The sequence below is a fragment of the Sphingopyxis sp. genome, from assembly GCF_016463645.1.
In the GTDB taxonomy this organism is placed as follows: Bacteria; Pseudomonadota; Alphaproteobacteria; order Sphingomonadales; family Sphingomonadaceae; genus Sphingopyxis.
Genome location: NZ_JAEMQX010000168.1, coordinates 1 through 6421, shown reverse-complemented (window position 1 = coordinate 6421; position 6421 = coordinate 1). Strand labels below are relative to the sequence as shown.

Here is a 6421-nt window from a genome sequence, read left to right as displayed (position 1 = left end):
GGTCCGCGGCCAGCGCACGCACACCAATGCGCGCACCCGCAAGGGCAAGGCCAAGCCGATCGCCGGCAAGAAGAAGTAAGGTCGAGCGCGTCCTCCCGGCGCGCTTCCTTGCTTTCCCTGCCGGAGCAGCGGCCTACCGCTCGCACTCCCGGCACTTCAGGATACAGGTTAGGAATACATCATGGCTCGTGAACCGCAGCGCCTTCGTCGGCGTGAACGCAAGAATATCTCGTCGGGCGTCGCCCACGTCAACGCGACCTTCAACAACACGATGATCACCATCACCGACGCGCAGGGCAACGCCATTGCCTGGTCGAGCGCCGGCATGATGGGCTTCAAGGGAAGCCGCAAGTCGACCCCTTACGCGGCGCAGGTCTGCGCCGAAGACGCCGGCAAGAAGGCCGCCGAACATGGCGTCCGTACCCTCGAAGTCGAAGTCAAGGGCCCCGGCGCCGGTCGTGAATCGGCACTCCGCGCCCTGCAGGCGGTCGGTTTCCACATCACGTCGATCCGCGACGTGACGCCGATACCGCACAATGGCGTCCGCCCGGCCAAGCGCCGCCGCGTCTGACGTCGTTTCGGGCGCGCCTCACCGCCGGGGCGCCGCCCGCACCAAATCCTCGCTGGACAGGCAAGCCGACCCCTGCCCGTCCGGCCCAAAGCAAAGGGAAGTCCATGACTGTCAATATCCGGAACTGGCAGGAATTGAAGAAGCCCAGCAACCTGGAAATCAAGGCCGGCGGCGACGGCAAGCGCAAGGCGACCTTCGTTGCCGAACCGCTTGAGCGTGGTTTCGGCCTGACGCTCGGCAACGCGCTGCGCCGCGTGCTGCTCTCGTCGCTCCAGGGTGCGGCCATCACGTCGATCAAGATCGAGAACGTCCTCCACGAATTCTCGAGCCTTGCCGGCGTGCGCGAAGACGTCACCGACATCGTCCTCAACGTGAAGCAGATCGCACTCAAGATGGAAGGCGAAGGCCCGAAGCGGCTCCAGCTTTCGGCGACCGGTCCCGCGACCGTCAAGGCCGGCGACATCATGGTGTCGGGCGACATCAAGGTGATGAACCCCAACCATGTCATCTGCCACCTCGACGATGGCGCGACGCTGAACATGGAACTCGTTGCCGATACCGGCAAGGGTTATGTCCCCGCGACCGCCAACCGTCCGGTCGATGCGCCGATCGGCCTGATCCCGGTCGACTCGCTCTACTCGCCCGTGCGTCAGGTCGCTTACAAGGTCGACAATGCGCGCATCGGTCAGGAACTGGACTATGACAAGCTGAACCTGACCGTCGAAACCGACGGCACGGTTACCCCGGAAGACGCCGTCGCTTATGCCGCGCGCATCCTTCAGGACCAGCTCCAGGTCTTCGTCCACTTCGAAGAAGCGATGAACGACAGCGGTCTCATCGGCATGGCGGCGTCGCCGGCCACCGCCGACGAATCGGACGTCAACCAGCTCAACCGCTTCCTTCTCAAGAAGGTCGACGAGCTCGAACTGTCGGTCCGCTCGGCCAACTGTCTCAAGAACGACAACATCATCTATATCGGCGATCTCGTTCAGAAGACCGAAGCCGAAATGCTCCGCACACCGAACTTCGGCCGCAAGTCCTTGAACGAAATCAAGGAAGTGCTGTCGTCGATGGGCCTGCGCCTCGGCATGGACATCCCCGGCTGGCCGCCGGAGAACATCGAGGAAATGGCCAAGAAGCTCGAACAGGAACTTCTCGGCTGAACTTGCGCCCCGGTTTCGGCCGGGGCCACAACGGGAAGGGGTCGACCCGCAATCGACCTGGTCTGGGCTACCTTACACGGGCCCTTAACGAACGAAGGAATGGATTATGCGTCATAAATCGGGTGGCCGGAAGCTGCAGCGCACGAGCGCGCACCGCACGGCGATGTTCCGCAACATGTCGGCTTCGCTCATCAAGCATGAGCAGATCACGACGACCGTCGCCAAGGCGAAGGAGCTGCGTCCCTATGTCGAAAAGCTCGTCACGCTGGCGAAGCGCGGTGGCCTTGCCAATCGCCGCCTCGCGATGAGCCGCCTGATGGACGATGCGCAGCTCACCAAGCTGTTCGACGTTCTCGCCGAGCGTTACAAGGATCGCAACGGCGGTTACACCCGCATCATCAAGGCCGGTATCCGCGCTTCGGACGCGGCGCCGGTCGCGGTCATCGAATTCGTCGATCGCGACGTCGATGCCAAGGGCCAGGATTCGGGCCCGGTCGAACAGTATGACGAGGACATGGCCGAAGCCTGAGCTTCGCCTCTTCGCTGAAAGAGCAAGGGCGGCGTCCGAAAGGACAGCCGCCCTTTTCTTTGCAGATGAAACGTCGGCTCTGAAGCAGGACGTCGCCTTTCCCGACATTTCACCCTGACCCAAAACGGGACGAATTCTTCAGGGTTAACGGATTCGCGGAAAGGCGCCGATTTTGCTAACAAACTGTTAACCAATCGGTTCAGGCCGGGGGAACAGGGAGCTTGTCATGCGCACGTTGGTGTTGTTGGGAATGGCCGCAGGGTCGCTGTTGCTGGCAGGTCAGGCACGTGCTGAACAGCCCGCACTCGACTATGGCGTCCCTGCCGATCCCGATGCGCGCGTCTATACCGGTTATCCCGACCGCGTGCCGAGCGAAGTCGAATATCGCCGCGTGTCGGGCTATGATGCCGAGGGGCGCTGGACCGGCACTTGGGACGGCACTTACGAAACGCCCGACGGCCGCCGTTACGAAGGCCGCTATGAAGGCACGGTCGAGGGCCATGGCGCCGACTATCCACCGCCGCCCGCTTATGATCCCTATTATGGCGGGTACGACCCGCGTTACGACGAAGAGATGGAACGCCGCTGTGGCCGGGGGGGCACAGTGGGCGGCGCGGTTGTCGGCGGACTCGTGGGGGGCATCGCCGGCAACCGCATAGCCGGCCGCGGCGATCGCACCGCGGGCACGCTGATCGGCGCCGGGGTCGGCGCGCTGGCCGGTTCCGCGATCGGCAGTGCTTCGGACAAGAAAAAGTGCGACGAATATTGGGCGAGCCGTAACGTCCGTTATCGCCATGACGGCGGCTATCGCCAGGACGGTTACTATCCGGGCGGCTATTCGACGACCTACCATCATGGCGGCTATGGCTACGGCTATTATACGCCCGGCGTCGTCGTGACCACGATCATCAACGGCGCTCCGATCGTCACCGAAACGGTCGAGACGTCGACGCGCACCTATTATGAAAATGTGCCGGTGCGGAAACGCCATGTCGCGAAGAAGAAGTGGAAGCCGAGACCCAAGGCCGCCCCGCGCTGCGTCTGCTGAGATTTCAAGGGATAGGTCTGGTCGCCTGTAACTGGTCCCAGGGCCCGTCATCCATCGGATGGCGGGCCTTTTCAGTGGAACCTCGCCTCACCGCGCCGCAGCAACGGTTCAGCGGCGCGAAAGCATCGCGATCCTATATCCAAACCACTGCAGGCCGGACCGTCCGCGCCCGCGATGGGGAGTTTCCCTCGATGCGTAAACTGACCAGCCTTGCCGCCGCCATGGCCGTTGTCGTGACGACCGTCGGCCTCAGCGCCACGCCCGCCGAAGCGCGCGGACGCCACGGCGGCTGGGGTTATCGCCACCACGACCGGATCAGCACCGGCGATGTCCTCGGCGGCTTGCTGATCATCGGCACCATCGCCGCGATCGCGGGTGCCGCGAGCAAGGAGAAGCGCGAACGCGCGCCCGACTACCGCTACGAACCGCCTTATCGCGACGACGAGCGGCAGGAGGTGCCCCGCTATGAACCCGACGCGCAAGGCGACATCACCCCCGGCGCCTATGGCCGCGGCGAAGCCGAAAGCCGCGCAGCCGATGCGTGCAGCTGGGCGGTCGAGGGAGAGATGGGCGACGACGCCCGTGTCGACAGCATCACCGGCACCGAGGCGAACAATGGCGGCTGGTACGTCACCGGCACCGCCTCGCGGCTCGGCGGCGAAGTGAAGAGCTTTGGCTGCAGCTATCGCAACGGCCGTGTCGTCGATGTCAATTTCGGCTGACCCGATCGCTCGCCCGGTCCAAGGCCTCGTGCTCCAGGGCACGGGGCCTTTTCATTATGAACGCCAGCAAAACCAAGGCTGAACGCCAGATAAGCGGCCAGTTCAGCGCCGCGTCACCGCCTATCCGGTAGACCATCCTCAACAGGCCGCGAGACGCCGCCTGCGCTTTTGAGGAGACCGAACCATGGCTATCAAGACCAAGCTGACCAAGGCCGCGATTGGTGCGGCCACCGCCGGCGCGATGCTGATGAGCGCCGCACCCGCCGCCGCCCGTGACCGCTACGACCGCGACGGGATCAGCGCGGGCGAAATCATCGCCGGCGCCGTCGTCCTTGGCGGCCTCGCCGCGATCCTGTCGAGCGGCGACAACGACCGTTATGACCGTTACGACGACCGTTATCGCGGCCGCTACGACGATGCCCGCTACGGCTATGGCTATGACTATAACCGCTATGGCAACAGCCGCAGCGCGGTCAGCCAGTGCGTGAACGCGGTCGAGCGCGGCAGCCGCCGCTATGGCCGCACCGACGTCACCGAAGTGACGAGCATCGACCGCAAGCGTGACGGCTATCGCGTCAAGGGCCGCGTAATCGTCAATGATGGCTGGCGCGGCCGCTGGGGTCGCGGCGGATCGTACGACAAGGGCAAGTTCACTTGCGATATCCGCTATGGCCGCGTCGACGACATCCGTTTCTCGGGCCTCGGCTGAGCACCCGAACCGCTGACAATCGGCCCGCCCGTGCCCCGGCACGCGGCGGGCCTTTTCGTCGGGCGACGCTCGCGCGCCTCCGTAGCGCGTGCCACTTTACCGTATCAGATACCGATTCCGGTCTTGCCATCACGGGCGCATCCCGCAAAATTGGGCTTTTCCAGGGGGATCCGAGCCCATGCGTCGCCGTACACTTCTTGCCGCCGTCCCGGCTGCCGCCCTATTGCCCGCCGCCGGGGTCGCGCGAGCGGCGAGCGCTCCCGCCATGCCGCCGGCCTGGGACGCGGGCGCCGACCGTTTCCTGCGGCCCGACGTCCAGGGCGGTGACCGCCCGGTCGGTGCCAGCTTCGCCTCGCGCACCGCCGCATATGGCCTGAACGGCGCGGCGGGGACCGCGCATCCGCTCGCGACGCAGGCGGGGATCGACATATTGAAGCGCGGGGGCTCGGCGGTCGATGCGGCGATCGCGATCAATGCCTGCCTCGGCCTGCTCGAACCGACGGCGAACGGCATCGGCGGCGACGTCTATGCGATGATCTGGGATCCGAAAACGAAGAAGCTTGCGGGCCTCGCGGGGTCGGGGAAGAGCCCCCGCGCGCTCGACCTCGCGACGGTGCGCAGCCGGGCGAAGGGCGGAGCCCTGCCCGCCTATGGCGCAATCAGCGTATCCGTGCCGGGCACGGTCGACGGCTGGTGGACGATGCACCAGCGTTACGGCAGGCTGCCGTGGAAGGAGCTGTTCGAGCCCGTCATCGCGCATGCCGAGGCCGGAGCGCCGGTGCCCGACATGATCGCTTATTACATCCGTCGCAGCCTTTCGGGTTTCCGCCAGCCGGGGCGCGGGATCGAGGAAATCGACAATGCGATCCGCACCTATGGCCTCAATGACGGCAAAGGACCGGCGGCGGGACAGGTTTTCCGCAACCCCGACCTTGCGCGCACCTTTCGCCTGATCGCCGAGGGTGGGCGCGATGCCTTTTACGAGGGCGAGATCGCCCGCACGATCGACGCCTATTTCAAGCGGATCGGCGGCTGGCTGCGTTACGAGGATCTTGCCGCGCACAAATCCGAATGGATCGAACCGCACAAGACGGATTATCGGGGCACCGACGTCTATGCGCTCGGCGCGAACACGCAGGGCATCGCGACGCTGCAGATGCTCAATATCCTCGAGCATTTCGACCTGAAGGGCGCGGGTTTCCAGTCGGCGCTGTCGATCCATCTGCAGGCCGAGGCGAAGCGCCTCGCCTATGAGGATCGCGCGCGCTATTATGCCGATCCGCACTTCGCCAAGGTGCCGGTCGAATGGCTGATCTCCAAGGACTATGCCGCCGAACGCGCGAAGCTGATCCGCCCCGACCGCCTGCTCACGCCGGTCCATCCGGGGCAGGCGCCGAGCCGCGGCGACACCACCTATTTCAGCTGCGCCGACAAGGACGGCATGATGGTGTCGATGATCCAGTCGAACTTCCGCGGCATGGGATCGGGGCTGGTTGCCGACGGATTGGGCTTCATGTTCCAGGATCGCGGGCAGTTGTTCAGTCTGCAGGACGGGCATCCGAACATCTATGCGCCGGGCAAGCGGCCGTTCCAGACGATCATCCCGGGCTTTGCGGCGCGCGGGGATGTGCCGTGGATGAGCTTCGGCGTGATGGGCGGCGACATGCAGCCGCAGGGGC

The 6421-nt window shown here is 65.0% G+C and carries 7 protein-coding genes and 1 pseudogene; all 8 read left to right on the top strand.

The annotated features are described in order from the left end of the window. A pseudogene (locus JHC57_RS20270) lies at positions 1-79 on the top strand (30S ribosomal protein S13); the annotation flags it as partial. Between the two features lie 102 nt (positions 80-181). Next, a complete protein-coding gene (gene rpsK / locus JHC57_RS20265; RefSeq protein WP_003040416.1) occupies positions 182-571 on the top strand; it encodes a 30S ribosomal protein S11 in 390 nt (129 codons plus the stop codon). Between the two features lie 104 nt (positions 572-675). Continuing rightward, entirely contained in the window at positions 676-1734 is a 1059-nt protein-coding gene (locus JHC57_RS20260; protein ID WP_294032399.1) for a DNA-directed RNA polymerase subunit alpha, read from the top strand. Between the two features lie 106 nt (positions 1735-1840). Continuing rightward, on the top strand, positions 1841-2263 hold the full coding sequence (gene rplQ, locus JHC57_RS20255; RefSeq protein WP_294032398.1) for a 50S ribosomal protein L17: 423 nt from the start codon (positions 1841-1843) through the stop codon (positions 2261-2263). Positions 2264-2489: 226 nt separating this feature from the next. Beyond that, complete coding sequence (locus JHC57_RS22515; RefSeq protein ID WP_366928553.1) at positions 2490-3311, top strand: glycine zipper 2TM domain-containing protein; 822 nt, start codon at positions 2490-2492, stop codon at positions 3309-3311. A 191-nt stretch (positions 3312-3502) separates the two neighbouring features. Next, the gene (locus JHC57_RS20245; RefSeq protein WP_294032397.1) at positions 3503-4033 is read left to right on the top strand and encodes a hypothetical protein; all 531 of its coding nucleotides are present in this window, start codon (positions 3503-3505) and stop codon (positions 4031-4033) included. 184 nt (positions 4034-4217) lie between these two features. Then, positions 4218-4742 (top strand): hypothetical protein, encoded by a 525-nt coding sequence (locus JHC57_RS20240; protein WP_294032396.1) that lies wholly within the window; start codon positions 4218-4220, stop codon positions 4740-4742. 178 nt (positions 4743-4920) lie between these two features. Continuing rightward, positions 4921-6421: gamma-glutamyltransferase family protein (locus JHC57_RS20235; protein ID WP_294032395.1), on the top strand; the 1501-nt coding region annotated here is incomplete at its 3' end.

Excerpts from the sequence above, each read along its gene's own strand:
- JHC57_RS20260 (WP_294032399.1), top strand. The coding sequence starts at position 676 with ATGACTGTCAATATCCGGAACTGGCAGGAATTGAAGAAGCCCAGCAAC.
- JHC57_RS20245 (WP_294032397.1), top strand. The coding sequence starts at position 3,503 with ATGCGTAAACTGACCAGCCTTGCCGCCGCCATGGCCGTTGTCGTGACG.
- rpsK (WP_003040416.1), top strand. The coding sequence starts at position 182 with ATGGCTCGTGAACCGCAGCGCCTTCGTCGGCGTGAACGCAAGAATATC.
- rplQ (WP_294032398.1), top strand. The coding sequence starts at position 1,841 with ATGCGTCATAAATCGGGTGGCCGGAAGCTGCAGCGCACGAGCGCGCAC.
- JHC57_RS20240 (WP_294032396.1), top strand. The coding sequence starts at position 4,218 with ATGGCTATCAAGACCAAGCTGACCAAGGCCGCGATTGGTGCGGCCACC.
- JHC57_RS22515 (WP_366928553.1), top strand. The coding sequence starts at position 2,490 with ATGCGCACGTTGGTGTTGTTGGGAATGGCCGCAGGGTCGCTGTTGCTG.